21 protein-coding genes are annotated in these 18,407 nt (G+C 69.2%); 16 read left to right on the top strand and 5 right to left on the bottom strand.

Annotation, left to right across the window (positions count from 1 at the left end):
- Window positions 1-14 precede the first annotated feature (14 nt).
- The 16 genes from OVA26_RS01690 to OVA26_RS01615 all read left to right on the top strand — a co-directional run bounded on the left by OVA26_RS01690 (window position 15) and on the right by OVA26_RS01615 (window position 13,493).
- Window positions 15-989: a carbohydrate ABC transporter permease gene (locus tag OVA26_RS01690; protein WP_268102697.1), complete on the top strand. Its 975-nt coding sequence runs from the start codon at window positions 15-17 to the stop codon at window positions 987-989.
- A 1-nt stretch (window position 990) separates the two neighbouring features.
- Window positions 991-1,827, top strand: coding sequence for a carbohydrate ABC transporter permease (locus OVA26_RS01685; RefSeq protein ID WP_268102696.1), 837 nt, complete (start codon window positions 991-993; stop codon window positions 1,825-1,827).
- 117 nt (window positions 1,828-1,944) lie between these two features.
- Entirely contained in the window at window positions 1,945-2,739 is a 795-nt protein-coding gene (locus OVA26_RS01680; protein ID WP_268102695.1) for a TIM barrel protein, read from the top strand.
- Window positions 2,736-4,283 (top strand): GMC oxidoreductase, encoded by a 1,548-nt coding sequence (locus OVA26_RS01675; protein WP_268102694.1) that lies wholly within the window; start codon window positions 2,736-2,738, stop codon window positions 4,281-4,283. The genes OVA26_RS01680 and OVA26_RS01675 overlap by 4 nt, the downstream gene beginning before the upstream one ends.
- Window positions 4,284-4,373: 90 nt before the next feature.
- On the top strand, window positions 4,374-4,781 hold the full coding sequence (locus OVA26_RS01670) for a C-glycoside deglycosidase beta subunit domain-containing protein (RefSeq protein WP_268102693.1): 408 nt from the start codon (window positions 4,374-4,376) through the stop codon (window positions 4,779-4,781).
- The gene (locus OVA26_RS01665; protein ID WP_268102692.1) at window positions 4,778-5,887 is read left to right on the top strand and encodes a sugar phosphate isomerase/epimerase family protein; all 1,110 of its coding nucleotides are present in this window, start codon (window positions 4,778-4,780) and stop codon (window positions 5,885-5,887) included. Before OVA26_RS01670 ends, OVA26_RS01665 begins: the two co-directional genes overlap by 4 nt.
- An 18-nt stretch (window positions 5,888-5,905) precedes the next feature.
- Window positions 5,906-6,958 (top strand): sugar phosphate isomerase/epimerase family protein, encoded by a 1,053-nt coding sequence (locus OVA26_RS01660; RefSeq protein WP_268102691.1) that lies wholly within the window; start codon window positions 5,906-5,908, stop codon window positions 6,956-6,958.
- A 25-nt stretch (window positions 6,959-6,983) separates the two neighbouring features.
- A complete protein-coding gene (locus OVA26_RS01655) occupies window positions 6,984-7,766 on the top strand; it encodes a nuclear transport factor 2 family protein (protein WP_268102690.1) in 783 nt (260 codons plus the stop codon).
- An 8-nt stretch (window positions 7,767-7,774) separates the two neighbouring features.
- Window positions 7,775-8,191: a C-glycoside deglycosidase beta subunit domain-containing protein gene (locus OVA26_RS01650; protein ID WP_268102688.1), complete on the top strand. Its 417-nt coding sequence runs from the start codon at window positions 7,775-7,777 to the stop codon at window positions 8,189-8,191.
- The gene (locus OVA26_RS01645) at window positions 8,188-9,387 is read left to right on the top strand and encodes a Gfo/Idh/MocA family protein (protein ID WP_268102686.1); all 1,200 of its coding nucleotides are present in this window, start codon (window positions 8,188-8,190) and stop codon (window positions 9,385-9,387) included. The genes OVA26_RS01650 and OVA26_RS01645 overlap by 4 nt, the downstream gene beginning before the upstream one ends.
- 14 nt (window positions 9,388-9,401) lie before the next feature.
- A complete protein-coding gene (locus tag OVA26_RS01640; protein WP_268102685.1) occupies window positions 9,402-10,406 on the top strand; it encodes a sugar phosphate isomerase/epimerase family protein in 1,005 nt (334 codons plus the stop codon).
- A 3-nt stretch (window positions 10,407-10,409) separates the two neighbouring features.
- Window positions 10,410-11,273 (top strand): ThuA domain-containing protein, encoded by an 864-nt coding sequence (locus tag OVA26_RS01635; RefSeq protein ID WP_268102684.1) that lies wholly within the window; start codon window positions 10,410-10,412, stop codon window positions 11,271-11,273.
- A gap of 124 nt (window positions 11,274-11,397) precedes the next feature.
- Entirely contained in the window at window positions 11,398-12,384 is a 987-nt protein-coding gene (locus OVA26_RS01630; protein WP_268102683.1) for a Gfo/Idh/MocA family protein, read from the top strand.
- Between the two features lie 154 nt (window positions 12,385-12,538).
- Entirely contained in the window at window positions 12,539-12,802 is a 264-nt protein-coding gene (locus tag OVA26_RS01625; RefSeq protein WP_268102681.1) for a type II toxin-antitoxin system prevent-host-death family antitoxin, read from the top strand.
- A complete protein-coding gene (locus OVA26_RS01620) occupies window positions 12,799-13,059 on the top strand; it encodes a type II toxin-antitoxin system RelE family toxin (RefSeq protein ID WP_268102679.1) in 261 nt (86 codons plus the stop codon). The genes OVA26_RS01625 and OVA26_RS01620 overlap by 4 nt, the downstream gene beginning before the upstream one ends.
- Entirely contained in the window at window positions 13,056-13,493 is a 438-nt protein-coding gene (locus OVA26_RS01615; RefSeq protein ID WP_268102678.1) for a GNAT family N-acetyltransferase, read from the top strand. Before OVA26_RS01620 ends, OVA26_RS01615 begins: the two co-directional genes overlap by 4 nt.
- Before the next feature lie 166 nt (window positions 13,494-13,659).
- Here the strand turns inward: OVA26_RS01615 and OVA26_RS01610 are convergent, their stop codons facing one another.
- The 5 genes from OVA26_RS01610 to OVA26_RS01590 all read right to left on the bottom strand — a co-directional run bounded on the left by OVA26_RS01610 (window position 13,660) and on the right by OVA26_RS01590 (window position 18,374).
- Window positions 13,660-14,649, bottom strand: a complete 990-nt coding sequence (locus OVA26_RS01610) for a sugar phosphate isomerase/epimerase family protein (protein ID WP_268102676.1) — start codon at window positions 14,647-14,649, stop codon at window positions 13,660-13,662.
- Complete coding sequence (locus OVA26_RS01605; RefSeq protein ID WP_268102674.1) at window positions 14,646-15,605, bottom strand: sugar phosphate isomerase/epimerase family protein; 960 nt, start codon at window positions 15,603-15,605, stop codon at window positions 14,646-14,648. Before OVA26_RS01605 ends, OVA26_RS01610 begins: the two co-directional genes overlap by 4 nt.
- Window positions 15,602-16,612 (bottom strand): restriction endonuclease subunit R, encoded by a 1,011-nt coding sequence (locus OVA26_RS01600; RefSeq protein WP_268102673.1) that lies wholly within the window; start codon window positions 16,610-16,612, stop codon window positions 15,602-15,604. The genes OVA26_RS01605 and OVA26_RS01600 overlap by 4 nt, the downstream gene beginning before the upstream one ends.
- A complete protein-coding gene (locus OVA26_RS01595; RefSeq protein ID WP_268102672.1) occupies window positions 16,609-17,022 on the bottom strand; it encodes a hypothetical protein in 414 nt (137 codons plus the stop codon). Before OVA26_RS01595 ends, OVA26_RS01600 begins: the two co-directional genes overlap by 4 nt.
- Window positions 17,023-17,105: 83 nt before the next feature.
- Window positions 17,106-18,374: an ROK family protein gene (locus OVA26_RS01590; RefSeq protein ID WP_268102671.1), complete on the bottom strand. Its 1,269-nt coding sequence runs from the start codon at window positions 18,372-18,374 to the stop codon at window positions 17,106-17,108.
- Window positions 18,375-18,407: the final 33 nt, after the last annotated feature.

The raw sequence follows: 18,407 nt of genomic DNA, 5'->3' as shown, positions 1-18,407 counted from the left end.
ATGACGAGGACGCGATGAGCACCACATTCCGAGCCGGCGAGATTGCCGCTACCGAGACCGAGCGCGTGGTCTTGCCGCGTCGCGGCGGACGCCGACGCTCCGCGCCCCGCCCGCGCCGTAAGGGCCTGTTGACGTTCGGATATTGGTGGTGGGCTCTGCCCGGCATCCTCTTCGTCATCGGCATCCACTACGTCGCCACCAGCGTCGGCGGCTTCTTCGCCTTCACGAACTGGACCGGCATCGGGGCCTTCGAACTCATCGGGCTCGACAACTTCGCGCGGATCTTCCAGGATCCGACCAAGCTCGGGGCCCTGTGGAACACCCTGTTCCTCGCCTTCGGCTCGGTCATCCTCAGTAACGTCTTGGGCCTCGGCATCGCGCTCGGCCTCAACCGCGGACTGAAGACCCGCTACATCCTGCGCACGCTCTTCTTCATGCCCGTCGTGCTCAGTCCGCTGGCCACCTCGTACATCTGGAAGTTCATCTTCGATTACAACGGCCCGCTCAACCTCGTGCTGCGCGGGGTCGGTCTGGATTCGGTGGCCCGAGCGTGGATCGCCGACCCCACCTGGGCGATCTGGACGATCCTCGTCGTGCTCGTCTGGCAGAACATCGGCTTCTCGATGGTCATCTACATGGCGGGTCTCGCCGCCGTGCCGGTGGAGATCGAGGAGGCCGCCGCCATCGACGGGGCCAACCTGTGGCAGCGCTTCTGGCACGTGACGCTTCCGTCCATCCGCCCCGCCGTCGCGATCGCGACCACGCTCGGCTTGGTCAACGGCCTGCGCGTCTTCGACCAGATCATGGCGCTCACCGGCGGCGGGCCCGCCGCCGCCACCGAGACCCTGGCGACGCAGGTCTACAAGCAGTCGTTCGCCCTCGGAAACTTCGGCTACGGCGCCGCCCTGGCGTTGTTGCTGACCCTCATCATTTTGGTCTTCGCGGTCATCCAACAGCGCGTCACCGCCGACCGTTCGGAGGAGAACTGACATGTTCCGCTACACGAAGCTCACGGGGCTCCGAGAGTTCCTCTTCTGGATCGCCGCGCTCGTCTTCCTGCTGCCGTTCTACTTCCTGATCACCACATCGCTGAAGTCGGATCGCGAGGTCATCACGAGCTCGACGCTGGCTCCGCCGACGTCTCCGGACTTCGGCAACTTCCTCAAGGTGCTCACCGCCACCGGCAACTCGAACGTCGTCATGGGGCTGGTCAACAGCATCATCATCACGGCCGGCAGCATCGTGCTCCTGGTTCTGCTTGGCTCACTCACGGGCTACGTGCTCGCACGCAGTACGCGCCGCTGGAGCCGCGTCGTCTACTACCTGTTCCTGGTCGCGATCGTTCTGCCGACACAGCTCGGCACGGTTCCTCTGTACATCGGAGCCCGTTCGCTGGGGCTCACCGGATCGGCGTGGGGCATGATCGTCCTCTACACGGGCATGCTCCTGCCGCTGGCGATCTTCCTCTACGCCGGCTTCTTCCGCGGGCTCGGCACCGAGTACGAAGAGGCCGCGACGATCGACGGTGCGAGCAGGACGCAGATCTTCTTCCGCATCGTCCTCCCGCTCATGTCGCCCGCGACGGGAACCGTGGCGATCCTCGCCGGCCTCATCGTCTGGAACGACTTCTTCACCTCGCTGATCTTCCTCGGCGGATCGGCGAACCAGACCCTCCCTGTGGCCATGTACTACTACATCGGATCGCTGGTCTCGGCGTGGAACCAGATCTTCGCGATCGTGATCGTCTCGATGATCCCCATCCTCGCTTTCTACCTCTTCGCCCAGAAGCGCTTCATCCAGGGCTTCGCCGGCGGACTGAAGGGCTGACGCCTTCTCCACACCGATGCCGGTTCACCGGCCTCACGGGCTGAGTCTGCCCAGATGGATGCCGGGACTCGCGGCATCCGTCGACCGTCGCGTTCGCGCGGCCGAAAGGACACCGAAATGTATCAACTCGCCCCCAACATCGAGCTCCTCTTCACCGAGGCCGGCGACTACCACGACCGCGTGCGCGCGGCGGCGGCAGCGGGCTTCGACGCCGTGGAGATGTGGGGTCCGACCGGCGTCGACGCGCCGTCGACCCCGAAGGACCTGCTCGCCCTCAAGGCGGCGCTGCAGGAGACCGGCGTGCAGCTCACCGCGCAGCTGGCCGAGCCCCGCACGCAGTTCATGATCCCGCCGTGGGACCACTCGGAGTTCTTCCGCAAGCTCGACGAGGGCGTCGAGATCGCCCGCGACCTCGACTGCCCCCGTATCGTCGTGGGCAGTGGCACCGGCTTCGGCGGGTGGAAGCGGCAGGTGCAGCTCGACAAGCTCATCGAGATCTACACGAAGGCGATCGCGCAGATCGATGGATCGGGCGTCGGCCTCGTGCTCGAGCCCGTGAACGTGCGCGTGGATCACCCGGGCTCGCTGCTGGACCGCACGTCGGAGGGGGTTTACGTCGCTCGCGGCGTCGCCTCGCCCCAGTTCGGTGTGCTGTACGACATCTACCACTCGGCGGTCGAGGGTGAGGACATGGAGGCCGAGCTCGCGAACGCCGGCGACCTCATCCACTACGTGCAGCTCGCAGACGCCCCCGGTCGCGGTGAGCCCGGCACGGGGGACCTCGACTGGACCGAGCGCTTCCGCCTGCTCCGCGACAGCGGCTACCACGGGCCGGTGGGGCTGGAGTACTACCCGACCACCGCCTCGGCGGCATCGGTCGCCCACGTCGTCGAGATCGCGCGCGCAGCATGAGCGCCCGGCAGTACCCGACTCAGGTCGACGTCGCGATCGTGGGCAGTGGGCCGACCGGCTCCGCCTATGCGCGAATCCTGTCGGAGCGCGCTCCGGGGGCGACGATCGCGATGTTCGAGGTCGGTCCGACGGTGTCGAACCCGCCCGGCGCGCACGTGAAGAACATCGCCGATCCCGCTGAGCGCGCTCGCGCGCAGGTGGCATCGGAGGGCCCGGGCGAGCGCGGCGAGAAGGTCGCGAGTCCCGGTGCCGCCAAGGCCGGGGTGCGCGGAGCCCGCCCCGGCACCTTCCTGCTCGAGGACGGCTTCGCGTTCGAGGGTGAGGACGGCCTGCCCGTCGTCGCGATGTCGAGCAACGTCGGCGGTATGGCCGCGCACTGGACCGGCGCGTGCCCCCGCCCCAATGACAGCGAGCGCATCGCCTTCGTCCCCGACCTCGACGAGCTGCTCGACGAGGCCGACCGCCTGCTGGGTGTGACCACCGACGCCTTCGACTCCGCTCCCTTCGGCGAGATCGTGCGGGAGCGCCTCTCGGCCGCGGTCGATGAGGGTCGTGTCGATGCGACGAAGGTGCAGCGGATGCCGTTGGCCGCCCACCGCCGCGAGGACGGCCGTCTCGTGTGGTCGGGGTCCGACGTCGTGTTGGGAGAGGTGACGCGCGAGAACCCGCGCTTCTCGCTCTTCGACGAGTCGCTCGCGGTCCGTGTGATCGTGGAGGGCGGCCGCGCCTCGGGCGTGGTCGTGCGCGACCTGCGCTCGGGCGAGGAGCACACCGTCTCGGCCCGCTTCGTGGTGGTGGCGGCCGATGCGCTGCGCACCCCGCAGCTGCTGTGGGCGTCGGGCGTCCGGCCCGAAGCGCTCGGGCGGTACCTGAACGACCAGGCGCAGATCGTCTTCGCCTCGCGGTTGCGCGACATGCCCCCGCTCGCCGCCGACGACCCCACCGCCGGCCTCGCGGAGTACAGCGGAGTGAGCTGGGTGCCGTTCACCGACGACATGCCGTTCCACGGGCAGATCATGCAGCTCGACGCCTCGCCGATCCCCGTCGCCGAGGACGATCCGGTGGTGCCGGGCTCGATCGTGGGGCTGGGTCTGTTCTGCGCGAAAGACGTGCAGGCCGACGACCGCGTCGTCTTCGACGCCGAGCACCTCGACGGATACGGCATGCCTGCTCCCCGCATCCACTACCGGCTCACCGCCCGCGATCACGAGGTGATGGAGCGCGCTCGTCACGAGATCGTGCGCCTGGCCGAGGCCATCGGCGACCCGGTGGGCGACCGTCCCTTCACCCTGCCGCTCGGCTCGTCGCTGCACTACCAGGGCTCGACCCGGATGGGCGTGGCCGACGACGGCACGAGCGTGTGCGACGTCGACAGCGAGGTGTGGGGAGTCCCCGACCTCTTCGTCGGCGGCAACGGCGTCATCCCCACCGCAACGGCGTGCAACCCGACCCTCACCTCGGTCGCGCTCGCGGTGCGAGGCGCCGGCAAGATCGCCGCGGTGCTCTCTCGCGAGCAGGTCGTGACGGGCTCGGCATCCGCCTGATCTTCTTGCTTATGCAGGAATCAGACATTAGAGTGTAGAAATCAAGACAAAGTGGTCTGCGGCCCCGGCCGCACCGACGAGGAGGTCATCGTGATCCCGGATCGCATCATCGAACAGGGCACGCTCCGCGCCCACGACGGGCGGGTCTCGGTGGAGGTGCGACTGCCCTGGTACCGCGCCCTGCCTGCGTCGTGCATCTCGGGCGCGAAGCTCACCGTCGACGGCGTCGAGGCACCCGCCGACTCGCTGCGCTGGGGGATGAACGGCGAGGAGTTCACCTTCGCCGACATGGGGACCGACACCGAGCAGTGGTGGTTCCCGACCGACTCGGCCGTGCTGTCGGGAGAGATCGGGGCGGATGCCGGGGAGCACGAGGTGCGCGTCGACCTCGAGCTCTACATCCCGTACATCATCATCGACGACGACCAGGTGCTGCACATCGAAGAGCACGACACCAAGACGATGATCGTCCGCCAGGTCGAGGAGGTCCGCGCATGACCGCCTCGACCGCACCCGGAACCCCCATCCAGGGCGTCACGCTCTACAGCTTCACCCGCGCCTTTCACGGCCGCGAGTACGACCTCGACCAGCTCATCCGCAAGACCGCGGCCGAGGGCTTCGGGCCGGGCCTCGAGATCATCGGATTCTCGAGCTTCCGCGGATTCCCCGAGATCGACGACCACTTCGCCGGGCGCTTCTCCGACCTCATCGACGAGGTCGGGCTCGTGCGCACCTCGCTCGCGGTCAACGCCGACATCGGCCTGCGCCCCGACAAGCTCATGAACCAGGACGAGCTCCTCGCCTACATGCGCAAGCAGATCGCGGCGGCGGCGAAACTGGGCTTCCCCATCGCGCGCGTGCAGATCTCGATCACTCCCGACTCGATGGAGGCCCTCGCCCCCATCGCCGAAGAGCACGGCGTCACGCTCGCCCTCGAGGTGCACGCCGACCAGTACGCCTCGCACCCGCGCATCCTCGCGCTGCGCGACCGCTACGAGAAGGTCGGCTCGCCCTTCCTCGGCTTCACGATGGACTGGGGCGCCACCGTCACCGGCTTCGCGCCCTCGCTCATCGAGGCCTACCGCCGGCGCGGTGCGTCGGAGGAGCTGTTGGCCGCGGTCGTGCAGCTCTGGGACGACTTCTACGAACAGGGCCCTCCCGCCGACCAGGCCGACCACGGCCAGCGCTTCGGCCGCTTCATCGGCCTCGCACATCAGCACGGTCGCCCCGACCTCGGCATCGACTTCGGCATCAACGGCACGGGCCTGTTCGGTCCGGCGCGCGTGGACGACTGGCTCGAGATCATGCCGTGGGTGAAGCACGTGCACGGCAAGTTCTTCGGCATCGACGAGAACGGGAACGAGCCCTCGGTGCCCGTCGCCGACCTCATCACCCTGCTCGTCGACAACGGCTACAGCGGAGCCGTCTCGAGCGAGTACGAGGGCTGGCACTGGAACCACTGGCAGAGCCCCTTCGAGATCATCCGCGGTGAGCAGGTCATCCAGCGCACCGCGGCCGAGGCCGCCGGCTCCCGCATGATCACGGATGCCGCGGAGGCGCGCCGCGCCCTCGACGCCCACCTCGCGCACGCCGTGCGCGCCTGACCCTTGCAGGACGAGGACATGACCGACACCAACGGCATCGCCGGAACCGGCATCAAGCTCGGCACGACGCTCTACTCGATGACGAGCGAGTTCGCCGCGGGGCAGTACACCCCCGAGACCCTCATCAAAGAGGTGCACGACCAGGGCATCGGCCCCGGCGTGGAGTTCAACTTCGCGCAACTGCTGCGCTCGTACCCCGACGTCGACGACGCCTTCGTGAAGGTGTGGTTCGACTCGCTCGAGAAGTACGGCCTCGAGGCGAGCGCCGTCGGCACCAACCTCGACATGGGCCGCCGCACAGACCGCGACATGACGCCCGACGAGGAGCACGAGTTCCTCGCCCGGCAGTTGAAGTCCGCTCACACGCTGGGCTTCACGAAGATCGTTATCCGTTCCGCCGGAAAGGAGCTGCTCCGCAGCCTTCTGCCACTGGCGGAGAAGTACGACCAGAAGCTGGGCTACGAGATCCACGCCCCCGAAGGCCCGAACAGCCCGAAGGTGCAGCAGATCCGCGAGCTGTACGCCGAGCTCGACAGCGACCGCCTCGGGTTCACCGCCGACTTCTCCTCGACGATGCATTCGCTCTCGCCCACGCTGCTGCGCACGCTCGGACAGATGGGCATGGACGAGAAGCACTTCCCCGTCATGGAGGAGATCTGGCACGAGCCGACGCCGATGCACGTGCGCAACCAGAAGTTCGAGGACTACCTGTCGGGCGAGGGCGTCGACTTCCTGCGCTTCGGGCCCTTCACGCGTCTCGCGTTCAACATGCACGGCCTCGTCGCCCCCGAGGAGTGGCTCGACATCATGCCGCAGATCTTCCACGTGCACGCGAAGTTCTACGCCATCGACGACGACGGGAACGAGCCCGCGATGGACATCCCGCGCATCGTCCGCCAGTTCGTCGAGGGCGGGTACACCGGCTACCTCTCCAGCGAGTGGGAGGGGCACGCCTTCGCCGACCTGGGCGAGGGCGACCCCATCGACCTCGTCAAGAAACAGCACGCGCTCATGCGCACAGCCATCGAAGACACGGTCGCAGAGAACACGGGCGCGGCGCAGCCCGCCTGACCCCCATCACCACGAAGGAGTGAACATGTCGAACACCACCGCCACGGCATCCGTCGAAGATCTCATCGCCGAGGTCACCCGCCTGCGCGAGCAGGTCGAGGCCGCACACGCCCTCGCGCAGCGCGCCGAAGACCGCGGACAGGTCGAGAACCTCTTCAACCGCTACATGTATCTGCACAACGCCTTCGAGGACGAGCAGATCATCCCGCTGTGGGTGAAGGAGGGCACCGAGGGCATCCGCGCCCGCTACACCAACGCCGGGCAGTACACGACGTGGCAGAGCGTCACCGACTACCACCGCGGTCGCCCCCACCCCGAGGGCAAGCTCATCCTGCACGCCACCAACACCCCGGTGATCGAGGTCGCCGGCGACGGCAAGACCGCGACGGGGGTGTGGATGATGGCCGGCACCGAGTCGGGTCTGACCGACCCGAAGGTGGCCGAGGAGTTCCCCGACATGTACTCGCCCGAAGAGGTGCTCGGCAAGAAGGTCTGGGCGCACTGGGTGTGGTGCAAGTACGCGATCGACTTCCTCAAGCAGGACGGCGAGTGGAAGTTCTGGAAGTTCCGCTGCTACGAGCTCGCGCGCGCGCCGTTCGAAGAGAACTGGGTGAGCTTCGGTCTGAAGAACCAGGGCGCGTTCGACCTCGACCTCATGTACTTCGGCGACGACGGCAAGCCCGTGTTCATGCCCCCGGCCGACGAGCCGGTGCCGTCGAAGAACTACCCGTACAGCCCCGAGACCACCCAGAAGCTCGAGCCCGCGCCCCCGGTCGCGCACGACAGCTTCGTCGACAACTACGCCTGAGAGACACCATGGCCACCCACAACTCCCTCTTCGCCGAGAAGGACGTCCGTCGGACCGACGACGGCCTCGCGGTCTCGGTGCAGCTGCCCTGGTACCGCAGCCTCTGGCTGTCGGCCGTCGACGACGTCGCCGTCACCGTGAACGGGGTCGCCGTGCCGAAGGGCGACCTGCGCTTCTCGCTCGAGGGGCGCGATTACCGCGTCGACGAGCTGCCCGAGCAGTCCGAGACGCTGTGGTTCGTCGCCGACCGCCCCGACGTGCTGATCCACCTCGACACCCCGCCGGCCGCGGGCGAGAAGATCACCGTCGAGGTCGTGTTGACCATGCGTCTGCTCTACATGCAGATCATGCCGGGCGCCGACGGTGGCCCCGGTCGCTACGTCACCAACCGGGTTCCGGTCGAGCGCGAGCTGGTGCTGGCATGACGACCCCCACGCGGCCGCTCCGCGTCGCGATGATCGGCTACGGCTTCATGGGGGCGGCGCACTCCGTGGGCTGGCGTCAGGCGCCGCGCATGTTCGATCTGCCCCGCGCGGTCGAGATGACCGTGGTGGTGGGACGGAACGCGGATGCCGTCGCATCCGCCGCCGAGAAATGGGGCTGGGCCGAGTCGGCCACCGATTGGCGTGACGTCGTCGCGCGCGACGACATCGACATCGTCGACATCGTGACCCCCGGTGAGTCCCACGCCGAGATCGCGATCGCCGCCCTCGAGGCGGGCAAGCACGTACTGTGCGAGAAGCCGTTGGCCAACACCGTGGCAGAGGCCGAAGCGATGGCCGAAGCGGCCGAGCGGGCTCGGGCCCGCGGCATCCGGTCGATGGTGGGATTCACCTACCGTCGTGTTCCGGCGGTCACGCTGCTTCGCGACATGATCGCCGAGGGTGCCGTCGGAACGGTGCAGCAGGTGCGGGCCGCCTACCGACAGGACTGGCTCGTCGACCCCGAGATGCCGCTGGCGTGGCGTCTGCAGAAGGAGCACGCAGGCTCCGGAGCCCTCGGCGACATCGGCGCGCACATCATCGACATGACCCAGTTCGTGACGGGCCTGGGCGTGGAGCGCGTCTCGGGCACGATCGACACGATCGTGACGGAGCGCCCGCTGCCGTCCGACGGGTCGATGGGCCTGTCGAAGGGAAGCGGCGCGACCGAGAAAGGTGCGGTCACGGTGGACGACGTCGCGATCTTCACGGGTCGTCTCGCCAACCGAGCCCTGGCCTCGTTCGAGGCCACCCGCTTCGCCACCGGCCGCAAGAACGCGCTCACCATCGAGGTCTCGGGCGACCGGGGCGCTCTCGCCTTCGACCTCGAAGACCTCAACAGCCTGCGCTTCTACGACCGCACGGCGCCCGACGGCCGCCAGGGGTTCACGCAGATCCTCGTGACCGAACCCCAGCATCCGTACGTCTCGGCGTGGTGGCCCGCGGGGCACATGCTCGGCTACGAGCACGGCTTCACCCACCAGGTCGTCGACCTCGTGGGCGCGATCGCCGACGGCACCGACCCCCACCCCTCGTTCGACGAGGGGCTGCGCGTGCAGCGCGTGCTCGATGCGGTCGAGCGCAGCAGTGAGAACGATTCGGCCTGGACCGGCGTCGCCGCCGGCGTCCCGGTCGCCTGACGCGAAGGAGCAAAATGGCACGCCCGATCACCCTGTTCACCGGCCAGTGGGCCGACCTGCCCTTCGAAGAGGTCGCCCGCCTCGCGGGGGAGTGGGGCTACGACGGCCTCGAGATCGCCTGCTGGGGCGACCACATCGACGTCTCGCGCTGGGACGACGCCGACTACGTGCAGTCGCGGCACGACATCCTCGAGCGCAACGGTCTGAAGGTCTGGACGATCTCCAACCACCTCGTCGGCCAGGCGGTCTGCGACGACCCCATCGACGAGCGGCACCACGACATCGTGCCGCCGCGGGTGTGGGGCGACGGCGATGCCGAGGGCGTGCGCCAGCGTGCGGCCGACGACCTGAAGAACACTGCGCGGTTCGCCGCGAAGCTCGGCGTGAAGACGGTCACCGGCTTCACCGGCTCGAGCATCTGGAAGTACGTCGCGATGTTCCCGCCCGCCTCCGACGCGATGATCGAGCGAGGCTACGCGGACTTCGCCGCCCGCTGGCATCCGATCCTCGACGTCTTCGAAGAGGTCGGCGTGCGCTTCGCTCTCGAGGTGCACCCCTCCGAGATCGCGTACGACTACTGGACGGCGAAGAAGACGCTGGAGGCCATCGGGCACCGCGAGAGCTTCGGGTTCAACTTCGACCCCTCGCACTTCGTGTGGCAGCAGCTCGACTCGGTGGCCTTCGTGCTGGATTTCGCCGACCACATCTTCCACGTGCACTGCAAGGAGTCGACCACCAACCTCGACGGACGCAACGGCGTGCTCGGCTCGCACCTGTCGTGGGACAACCCGCGCCGCGGCTGGACCTTCGTCTCGACCGGTCACGGCGACGTGCCGTGGGAGCCGCTCTTCCGCGCGCTGAATGCGATCGGCTACGACGGCCCCACGAGCGTGGAGTGGGAGGACGCCGGCATGGACCGCCTGGTCGGCGGCCCCGAGGCGCTCGCGTTCGTCCGCAAACTCGGCGAGATCACCCCGCCGCACCAGCTGTTCGACGCGGCGTTCTCGCAGAAGGGCTGAGCCGTGCTGAACGTTCTCATCCTCTCGGGTCACATGACCATCGAGCACGACAACGCCCACCGCAGCTTCCGACTGCACAACCAATGGATCACGACGCTGCTGGAGGACACCGGTCGCTTCACGGTCCGCGTGGTCGAAGACCCCCGGGGCCTCCCGGCCAGCGTCATCGACAAGTACGACGTGCTCATCGTCATCTTCGAGGGCCGCGACGGCTACCACGACATGGCGACCGGGTTCGGAGCGGAGACGGATGCCGCGATCCTCCGCTTCGTGCACGACGAGGGCAAAGGCATCGTCTGGTTCCACGGCTCCGCCGCCCAAGAGGACCGCTGGGGCTACCCCGAGGAGTACAACGTCATGCGCGGCGCCAAGCTCAGCGCGTGGGAGACGGGCCTGCGCCCCCGCCCGTGGGGCGAGGCGCAGCTGCACACGGCCGAGCCGCGGCATCCGATCACCGAGGGCATCAACGCCACCTGGACCGTCACCGGAGACGACATCCTCGTCGGCGTGCAGATGTACGAGGGCGCTCAGGTGCTGCTGACGACGTTCGACGACCTCGAGGCGTACGAGAAGGCGCCCGTGTGGCCGATGTCTCACTACCCGGTCGACATCCCGCCCGAGGGAATCGCCGCCCTGCCCGGGATCAACACCGAGCAGCCCCTGGCGTGGATCAATGAGTACGGCGCGGGCCGCTCGTTCACCATCACGATCGGCCACGACATCGACACGTTCCGCCGTATCGAGTTCATCCGCCTGTTCCCGCGCGGCGTGGAGTGGGCGGCCACCGGCGAGGTGACGCTGACCGGCCCCGACCGCCGCGGCGACCGCCGCATCAACCCCTGGCCGTACTACAACGGCGAGGGGTGATGCGGCCGGCCCTCGCTCGCGCCGGCGCCCGCACCGGCACCTGCGTCGAGAAACGCCCTGCGTGTCGGGAAACGCGGTGTCGCACCGTGTCTCGACAGGGACGGCGTTTATCAGCGGGGTGCGCATGATCGGCGTCGGCATCCTCGGCGCGGGCGGCATCGCGGAGCGCGCGATGGTCGAGCCGGCACGCGGCGTCGACGGCGTCGAGGTCGTCGCCATCGGGGCGCGTGACCCCGAGCGCGCGCGGGCGTTCGCCGACCGGCTCGACCTGCCCGCCTGGGGTGACTACGACGCCGTGCTGAGCGACCCGCGCGTCCACCTCGTCTACCTCGCGCTGCCGCCCATCGTGCACGCCGAATGGGCGACGCGGGCGCTCGCCGCGGGGAAGCACGTGCTGTGCGAGAAGCCCCTGTCGGCGAACGGCACGACCGCGCAGGCCATCGCCGACGCAGCGGATGCCGCGGGCCGGCGCGCGTTCGTCGGGTTCCACTTCCGCCGGCACAGCTTCATCCGCGACCTGCTCGACACGATCGCCTCGGGCGTGCTCGGGGAGGTGAAGCTCGTCGAGATCGACTTCAGCATCCCGCACTTCGTCGTGCAGTCCGGCAACATTCGCTTGGACGGCGATCTCGCGGGAGGCGCGGTGATGGACGTCGGCTGCTACGCCGTCGACGTGCTGCGCGCGGCGTTCGGGGAGCCCGAGGTGATCTCGGCCACGGCGCAGACGTACGACGAGGATCCCCGGATCGACCTGCAGACCGACGCGGAGCTGCGCCTGCCCGGTGGCATCCCGGCGCTTCTCCGCGCCTCCTTCCTCGGCGACGACCAGGGCGCGATGTGGGTGCGCGTCGACGGTGCGGCCGCCTCGCTGCTCGCGACGAGCGTGATCGTGCCGCAGTGGGGAGCGACGCTCACCGTGATAGCCGCCGACGGCACAATGCTGCGTGAGACCGCCGCCGATCCCGTGGAGAACAGTTACGCGAGGCAGCTCGAGCACCTCGTCGCGGCTCTCGGCGACGGGTCCGAGAGCGTGCTCGAGGCCCGCCGAGGCGTGGGGACCATGCGGGTCGTCGACGCCATCTACCGGGCCGCGGGGTTGGAGCCGCGCTGACGGCGCGTGCCTCTCCGACATCCCCTCCGTCGCGAGTCCACGACGCGCGGAAGCGCGCGCGATCCAGCGCGAGCGTCGTGGACACTCAGCCGGGAAGTCGGGCCGGGTCATCCTCAACTGTGTACACAACCGCGTGAATTGCTACACTTGCGTCATGGATACCGTCACGACCGAACTCTCCACCCGCGAACTCCGCAGCCAGCTGTCGGACGTTCTGGGTCGGGCGATGTACGCGGGCGAGCGTATCGGTGTGACCCGCAACGGCAAGCTCGCCGCGGTGGTCGTGAGTGTCGCCGACGTCGAAGCCCTCGAAGAGTTCGAGATGGCCCAGGACATCGCCGCCTACCGTCAGGCGAAGATTGACGATGACGGTACCCGCGTGACGCTCGACGAGCTGCGCGCTGACGTCACCTCGTGATCTACCGCGTCGAGCTCACCACGGCGGCAGCTCGCCAGGTGAGGAAACTGCCGCGACCCGCACGCGATCGGGTCGTAGAGGCGATCAGCGGTTTGCAGGAGGAGCCTCGTCCACCCGCGGCGAAGAAGCTCGTCGGCGAGCAGACCGCCTGGCGTCTTCGTGTCGGCGACTACCGGGTGATCTACGACGTCTTCGACGGCGACCTGCTCGTCACCGTCGTCCGGGCCGCCCACCGGCGAGAGGTCTACGACCGGTGACCGGGCGATCGCACGCGCCGGTGGTCGAGACCGTGACGGCCGCCGATGTCGATGCGCTTCTGGCGTTCTGGGCGATCGCGGGCGAGAACGACGCGCGACCGAGCGACTCCGCCTCGGTCGTCGAGGCGCTGCTCCGCCGTGACCCCGACGCGGTGCTCGTCGTCCGCGCCGAGGGCCGGATCGTCGGCACCGTCATCGCGGGCTGGGATGGGTGGCGCGCTCATCTCTACCGCCTCGCCGTGCACCCCGACCACCGCCGACAGGGGATCGCCCGGGCTCTCCTCGACGCGGCCGAAGCCCGTCTTCGCGCGCTCGGCGCCGGACGCTTCGACGCGATGGTGCTCGAGGGCAACGACCTCGGCGCATCCGCCTGGGCGGCCCGCGGGTACGCGCCGCAGCCGGAGTGGCGACGCTGGGTGCGTTCCGCGCGCTGACGTCGCGGGCGAGAACAGGGGATCGCCCGAGAACACGCCGGTGCGCCTGCGGACGTCCGGTTCTCGCACGATCTCCTGTCGTCGTGCGCCCTGCAGGCATGCACGCGCTCGCGAACGGCGCACGGGGGCGGCGGCCGCACGCCACCGCCCCCTCGATCGCGCGCGTTCAGGCCGGAACCCGCGCGCCCTCCAGGATCGGCCGCAGCACCTTCTGCACGTACCAGCCGGCGACCATCGTGCTCTCGGCGGGGTGGGGGCTCTGGTCGGACTCGACGACGATCCAGCCGCGGTAGCCGTGCTCGGCCAGCGCGCCGACGAAGCCCTCGAAGTCGACGAGCGCGCGCTCGTCGCTCGGCTCGAAGAACCAGCGCAGGATGCGACGGGCCCCGCCCTCCGTGCGGATGAACTGCTCGGCGTGGGGCGTCGACGCCTCGGCGTCGTCGACCGTCTCGCGCGCGTCCTTCAGCTGCACGTGCACGACGCGGTCGGCGTACTGCCGGTAGAGCGCGACGGGGTCGATCCTCGCGATCGCGAGCTCGGCGGTGTCGATCGCGAGGCTGACGGTTGCCGGATCGGTCGCGGCGAGCAGGCGATGGATGCCGTCGTCGAGTCGCAGCGCGGAGAGGAAGTCGACGTGGAGCCCGAGCGCGACGCCGTCACCGGCGACGGCCGCACCGACCGCGTTCCACAGGTGCGCGAGCACCTCGATCTGTGCGGAGGACAACGCGCCCGTCTGCCACGCGGAGGGCGCGGCGCGCACGACGAGCACGCTCCCGCCCAGGCGGCGGACGGCATCCGCGAACCACCGGGCGGTGCGCACGATCTGCTCGACCGAGGCCGGGTCGAGCGGGTCGGGCCCGCGTCCCATCTCGACCTCGAAGCCGACGGACGGGTCGTAGACGTAGCTGCTGACGGCCTCGATGGCGCACGAGGCGAGGAACTCCCCGAAGCCCTCGACCGAGCCGTACAGGTCGGCGAGCTGTTGGGGGGTGCCGAGCGGCTCCCACGGCCCGAAGCTCACGGCCGTCAGCTCGATGCCGGAGAAGCCGCTGATGGATGCCGTCTTGAACGCGCGCTCGTGCTCGCGCTTCCGCACGAACGAGTCGATGTTGGTGTCCCACTGGTTGATGGCGTAGGCCCAGCGCACGTCGCTCATCGCGCGACCTCCTCGGTGTAGATGCCGTCGAGCACGTTCTTGGCGTACCACCGGGCGATCGCGGTGCTCTCGGCGTAATCGCCGCCGAGCTTGTCGGCCTTGTCGTGCTCGACGCTGATCCAACCGGTGTAGCCGTGGTCGCGGACCGAGCGCATCATCGCCTCGAAGTCGACGAGGCCCTCGTCGGTGCCCATCTCGTAGAACCACTTCTCCGTCGTGGTCGCCGAGACTTCGGCATCCGGGAACATCCGGTAGTCGTCGTTGACGTCTTTGTGCCGGGTGTCTTTGAAGTGGAAGCCCGTCACCCTCTCGTGGTGCTTCTCGTACACGTCGACGGGGTCGACGTCGGCGATGCAGTGCTGCGCGGTGTCGACGAAGAACTTCACGTACCGCGGGTCGGCGTGGGAGTAGAAACGGTCGATCTGATCGCGCGTGCGGATGCCGGCGTAGAACTCGTGGTGGCAGGTGAGGTTGACGCCGTACTGCTGCGTGAGCTCGCCGACCTTGCCCCAGATGTCGGTCGCGTGCTTGAGGCCGTCGTCCGAGACGCCCGCCTCGTCGAAGTAGCGGGATCCGGGCATGACGATGATGTTGTCGAGCTGGATGCCCGACCACATGTCCATCGTGCGCTGGAAGTCGTCGATGATCGTCGCGTGCGTCGCGGGCACCTCGGGGGCGTAGCGGTCGGGCGAGTAGTAGACGCCGTGGAAGGTGTTCACGATCCGCTCGAGGCCCTGCTCCTGCACGAACTCCTGGTAGTTCGCGACCGAGCCGTACTGCTCGAAGATCTGCCAGATGCGGAAGTCGAAGGTGTCGATCGCGTCGAAGCCGACGGCAGCGACCTGCTGCAGGAAGCGCTTCATCGCCAGGCGCGACTGCCACTGGTCGTAGGGTCCGGCGGGGCCTTGGGCCCGCCAGTGGTCCATGTAGCTCCATTTGATGGGGCGGTCGGTCATGGGGTGCTCGCTTTCTGCGGGGGTGCGGAGGGGTGACGGTCGGAGAGGAGAGCGCCGGCCAGCGCGAGGTGACGCGAGGTCATCTCCCACGGGTCGTCGTCGAGCCACTCCTGGCCGCCCCACTCGCTGCAGAGCGTGCCGGTGAAGCCCGTCGCGGCGAGGGTCGAGCCCACGTCGCGAAGGGGGTCGGAAAGTCGATGATCGGCGTCGTCCAGGTCCCAGAACTTCAGGTGCACCGCACCGAGGAGGGGGAGGACGGATGCCAGGTCGTCGACGTGCGCGCGGCCGAAGCGCACGAGCAGGTTCATGTAAAGCGTGTGCACGGGTCCGGGCACCTGCCCAGAGCGCAGCGCGTCGATGACGGCGTCGTGGGTCGCGGGATCGCGCCACTCGTCGCGCAGCCGCCGAAGAAGAGCAGGATGGATGCCGCCCCGCTCGAGCTGCTCGAGGTAGCTCACCGGCAGTGCCGGCATGAGCATGCTGATGTCGAGCAGCAGGCGCAGGTGCGGGGTGTCGAGCTCGGCGATGCGCGCGTACGCCTCCGGGCGCGCGGCGGGCGTCTCGTGGCCCTGCGCCTCCTCGTAGAGCACGAGGTCGAGCTCTTCGAGGAGCGGCACGAGGTCGTCGAGCAGTGCCCCGGCCTGTCCGATCGGCAGGCGCACGCCCGCGGCGCCGACCGCGGCGGCCGCGCGCAGCTGCGGTTCGAGGAACGCTCGGCGCTCGGTGTCCGTGCGTCGTCGACCTCGATCGAACTCGTCGATGCTGACGCCGACGATGCTGACGTGTCCGCCCGCGGCGGCCAGTCGGTCGCGGAAGGCCTCGGCGTCGGCGGTGGGCGGGGCGGGGAAGCCGCGCCACATCTGGCCGAGCTCGATCTCGATCGCCGTCGCGATCTCGCGCTCGACGAGGGTGAGGGCCAGCTCGGGGGCGGAGCGCTCCGCGCGGATGACCTCGGGGGTGAGGTTGAAGGCGCTGGCCGACAGGGTCCAGCCGGTGGGCAGGCTCACGCGGCGCTCCCCACATCGGCCGAGACGCTCATGACCGTGGCGTTCGTCTCCAGCTCGCGTGTGAATCGGAACGGCAGGCGCAGGGGCTCGTCGGGGCCGCCGGGCAGGTAGGGGATCTCCAGGCGGAATGAGACCGAGACCTGATGGACGCCGGGGGCCACGGCATCCGGAATCTCGAACACCACGCGATCCTGCAGATACCACCACGCGTCCTCGGCGGACGGGGCGTCGACCTCGACCCGCCGGGGACCGAGCGCGATCAGCGGCTCGCGCTGTTCGCCGTCCAGATGCAGGGTCGCGTCGAGGAGGCTCGCGAGGGGCAGGGCGCGGATCCAGGGCAGCGACAACCGCACCTCGGTGCGGCCGTCGCGCACGCGAAGGGCATCGTCGCGCAGGGCGGTCAGGGTCATGGCGGGCACGTCCTCGTGTCGCGCGCACCGAACGGCACGCTTCCGCTCACAACATACCGACTAAAGTCGGAAAAAGGAAGAAGTTAGCCGGGGAGGCCGTGCACCGCGGCCACGGTGGGCCGACCCTCGGCGAACCAGCGGGGAAGGCTCACCTCGAACAGCTGCTCCTGCGCGAGGTCCACTCCGCCGCGGACCGGTTCGCGCGTGTCGTTCTCGCTCGTCTTGATGACCAGGTCGCGCGTGGCGAGAGGCAGCGAGAGCTCGTACACGCGGTGGCGCACCTCGGCGAGGAACAGCTCCCCCGTCGAGGCGACGGCGCCGCCGATGACGATGAGGCTCGGGTTGAACATGTTGACCAGGGCGGCGACGGCTTCGCCGACCTGCCGGGCCGAGGCCTGCACGAGCGAGATGGCGAGGGAGTCGCCCCGCGCCGCGGCCAGGGTGATGCTCTCGAGGGTGAGGTCGCCGCCCGCGCCCACGCCGTCGGCGAGGACGCCGGTCGCGCCGCCGTCGATCGCGGCGCGCGCGTCGCGTACCAGGGCCCATCCGCCGGCCACGGCCTCGAGGCACCCGACCTTGCCGCAGCGGCACACCTGCTCGGCGCCGGGGACGCGCACGTGGCCCATGTCGCCCGCCGCGCCGTTGGCTCCGCGGTGCAGGCGGCCGTGCGAGACGAGGCCCGCGCCGATCCCCGTGCCGACCTTGCAGTAGATGAGGTCGGTGTTCTCGTCGCGCCGCCGCGCCCTCTCGCCGGCCGCGAGGAGGTTCACGTCGTTGTCGACCCAGACGGGAGCGTCGTAGCGCTGCTCGAACGCGTGCCGCACGTCGAACCCGTTCCAGCCGGGCATGATCGGCGGGGCGACCGGGCGTCCCGTCTCGAAATCGACGGGGCCGGGGAGTCCGACCACGATGGCCCACACGGGGGTTCCGTCTCCGGATGCCAGCAGGTCGTCGACCATCGCCGTCGCCGTCGCGATCGTCTGGTCGGGGCCGCTCGCGATGTCCCACGCGCGGTGCGCCTCGTTCAGGATCGTGCCGTCGAGGTCGGTGACGCCGACGTGGATGTGCTGACCACCGAGCGCGCAGACGACAAGGCGACCCCGATCGGCGCGGAACCGCAGGGTGCGGGGGGCTCGTCCCCCGGACGACGGCGCGTACTCCGCGTCTTCGAGGAAGCCCATCTCGACCGCGCGGTCGACCCGCTGCGCGACGACGCCCCGACCGAGGCCGGTCACGCGCCCGATCTCGGGGCGGGTCACGGCCTCGCCCGATCGCACCATGTTGACGATGCGCAGCAGGCTCGTGACCTCGTCGGTCTGCGCGCCGAAGCGGAGGGTGGACACGTTCGCCATGCGTTGATCTTCACACAGGAGCCGTCGCACGCT

This window comes from Microbacterium sp. SL62 (assembly GCF_026672635.1).
GTDB classification, from domain to species: domain Bacteria; phylum Actinomycetota; class Actinomycetes; order Actinomycetales; family Microbacteriaceae; genus Microbacterium; species Microbacterium testaceum_A.
This window is presented reverse-complemented; position numbering and strand designations above follow the sequence as displayed.